General features: G+C 52.8%; 2 tRNA genes and 2 rRNA genes (1 of these 4 cut by a window edge). All 4 read right to left on the reverse strand.

What is annotated here, in order from left to right:
- Positions 1-956: ribosomal RNA gene (locus tag MC7420_RS24880) — 23S ribosomal RNA — on the reverse strand; it reaches 1,929 nt to the left of the window's first position.
- A gap of 231 nt (positions 957-1,187) precedes the next feature.
- Positions 1,188-1,260: transfer RNA gene (locus tag MC7420_RS24885), tRNA-Ala, on the reverse strand.
- A gap of 15 nt (positions 1,261-1,275) precedes the next feature.
- Positions 1,276-1,349, reverse strand: a tRNA-Ile gene (locus MC7420_RS24890).
- A gap of 119 nt (positions 1,350-1,468) precedes the next feature.
- Positions 1,469-2,950: ribosomal RNA gene (locus MC7420_RS24895) — 16S ribosomal RNA — on the reverse strand.
- The 16S and 23S rRNA genes sit together here with 2 tRNA genes alongside, the layout of an rRNA operon.
- Between the last annotated feature and the right edge of the window lie 147 nt (positions 2,951-3,097).

Here is a 3,097-nt window from a genome sequence, read left to right on the forward strand (position 1 = left end):
AGTGTACATCGGGTATTCAGAGTTTGTCTCGATTTGGTACCGCTCTCGCAGCCCGCACCGAAACAGTGCTTTACCCCCCGACTTAAACCTCAACCGCTGCGCCTAAACACATTTCGGGGAGAACCAGCTAGCTCCGGGTTCGATTGGCATTTCACCCCTAACCACACCTCATCCGCCGATTTTTCAACATCGGTCGGTGCGGACCTCCACTTGGTGTTACCCAAGCTTCATCCTGGACATGGTTAGATCACCCGGGTTCGGGTCTACAAATCGTGACTTATCGCCCTATTCGGACTCGCTTTCGCTTTGGCTGCAGCATTTTCTGCCTTAACCTGCCACGACCTGTAAGTCGCCGGCTCATTCTTCAACAGGCACACGGTCAGACGTTGAATCGTCCTCCCATTGCTTGTAAGCTAACGGTTTCATGTTCTATTTCACTCCCCTTCCGGGGTTCTTTTCACCTTTCCCTCGCGGTACTGTTTCGCTATCGGTCACACAGGAGTATTTAGCCTTACGAAGTGGTCTTCGCTGATTCACACGGGATTTCTCGTGCCCCGTGCTACTCGGGATACAGCCGGTATCCTTTGGCTTTCGACTACAGGACTTTCACCTTCTTTGGTGTTGCATTCAACAACTTCGTCTAGCCTCGGGTATTCCCTTATGGCTGTCCCACTACCCCATCTAGCATGCTAGATGGTTTAGGCTGGTCCCTTTTCGCTCGCCGCTACTGGGGGAATCGCTTTTGCTTTCTTTTCCTCCAGCTACTAAGATGTTTCAGTTGGCTGGGTTGGCTCGTGCTGACCTATGGATTCAGTCAGCCGTACTTGGGGTTGCCCCATTCGGAAACCTCCGGCTCAACGCTTGCTTCCAGCTCCCCGGAGTGTATCGTCGGTCGCCACGTCCTTCTTCGCCTCTGTGTGCCTAGGTATCCACCGTTAGCTCTTTGTAGCTTGACCATCTATTTTTGGTTTTTGTCTGTGTAAGACACAAACGCCTTTTTTGGCATTGTGCATTACTATCTGACTTTGACTTTTTCTCTCGCTATGCAGTTTTCAAGGTTCTGACTGAACGTTTACGTCCAGCAGTCTGAGCAAGTTCTTTTGACTTCTACAGGTGCTGAACGCTCTGTTTTTTCCGGTTCTTGTTTGCGGGTGTTTGGCTTAACCTGCTCGCTTCTTGGGGAAGTATGGAGGTAAGCGGACTCGAACCGCTGACATCTGCCTTGCAAAGGCAGCGCTCTACCAGCTGAGCTATACCCCCTCTTCCTGGAACAGGTGGGCCATCCTGGACTCGAACCAGGGACCTCACCCTTATCAGGGGTGCGCTCTAACCACCTGAGCTAATAGCCCATTTTCCGAACCGAAACCAGTTTGAAAGCCAATCTACTTTTTCCTTGACCGACCTAGGGTGTCCGAATTGATGAAGCTTTAATTATTTATTCTCTTCATCAATCAGTTGGTCTCCCTAAAAAGGAGGTGATCCAGCCACACCTTCCGGTACGGCTACCTTGTTACGACTTCACCCCAGTCACCAACCCTGCCTTCGGCGTCCCCCTCCCCGGAGGGTTAGGGTAACGACTTCGGGCGTGGCCAGCTTCCATGGTGTGACGGGCGGTGTGTACAAGGCCCGGGAACGGATTCACCGCCGTATTCTGACCGGCGATTACTAGCGATTCCTCCTTCACGCAGGCGAGTTGCAGCCTGCGATCTGAACTGAGGCCGAGTTTCTGGGATTAGCTTGCCTTCGCAGGTTAGCTGCCCTCTGTCCCGACCATTGTAGTACGTGTGTCGCCCAGAGCGTAAGGGGCATGCTGACTGACGTCATCCCACATCTCCGGTTGTCACGGCAGTCTCTCTAGAGTGCCCAACTTAATGCTGGCAACTAAAGACGAGGGTTGCGCTCGTTGCGGGACTTAACCCAACATCTCACGACACGAGCTGACGACAGCCATGCACCACGTGTGTTCCGGCTCCCGAAGGCACCCCCAGCTTTCACCGGGGTTCCGGACATGTCAAGCCCTGGTAAGGTTCTTCGCGTTGCATCGAATTAAACCACATACTCCACCGCTTGTGCGGGCCCCCGTCAATTCCTTTGAGTTTCACACTTGCGTGCGTACTCCCCAGGCGGGATACTTAACGCGTTAGCTTCGGCACAGCTCGGGTCGATACAAGCTACACCTAGTATCCATCGTTTACAGCTAGGACTACTGGGGTATCTAATCCCATTCGCTCCCCTAGCTTTCGTCCCTGAGTGTCAGTTGCCGTCCAGTAGAGCGCTTTCGCCACCGATGTTCTTCCCGATCTCTACGCATTTCACCGCTACACCGGGAATTCCCTCTACCCCTACGGCACTCTAGCTATTCAGTTTCCACTGCCTTAACGGAGTTAAGCCCCGTGCTTTGACAGCAGACTTGAATCGCCACCTGCGGACGCTTTACGCCCAATAATTCCGGATAACGCTTGCCTCCTCCGTATTACCGCGGCTGCTGGCACGGAGTTAGCCGAGGCTGATTCCTCAGGTACCGTCAGAGCTTCTTCCCTGAGAAAAGAGGTTTACAACCCAAGAGCCTTCCTCCCTCACGCGGTCTTGCTCCGTCAGGCTTTCGCCCATTGCGGAAAATTCCCCACTGCTGCCTCCCGTAGGAGTCTGGGCCGTGTCTCAGTCCCAGTGTGGCTGATCGTCCTCTCAGACCAGCTACTGATCGCTGCCTTGGTGAGCTCTTACCTCACCAACTAGCTAATCAGACGCGAGCTCCTCTTGGGGCAATAAATCTTTTACCCGAAGGCTTATCCGGTATTAGCCACCGTTTCCAGTGGTTGTCCCCGACCCCAAGGCAGATTCTCACGCGTTACTCACCCGTCCGCCACTCAACCCGAAGGTTGCGTTCGACTTGCATGTGTTAAGCAGACCGCCAGCGTTCATCCTGAGCCAGGATCAAACTCTCCATATTAGAGTGTTTTTTTGGCTCCGAAACGTCACCTATTAATAGGTGACATTTCCAAGTTATCCTTATTAGTTGAGAGAGTCTCAGTTTCCTGATTCCCCTCGAAGTTTTTTGACAAGGAGTTTTGTATGCTTGGCTTTCAAACTATTGATT

Origin of the sequence: Coleofasciculus chthonoplastes PCC 7420, from assembly GCF_000155555.1 — a bacterium.
In the GTDB taxonomy this organism is placed as follows: domain Bacteria; phylum Cyanobacteriota; class Cyanobacteriia; order Cyanobacteriales; family Coleofasciculaceae; genus Coleofasciculus; species Coleofasciculus chthonoplastes_A.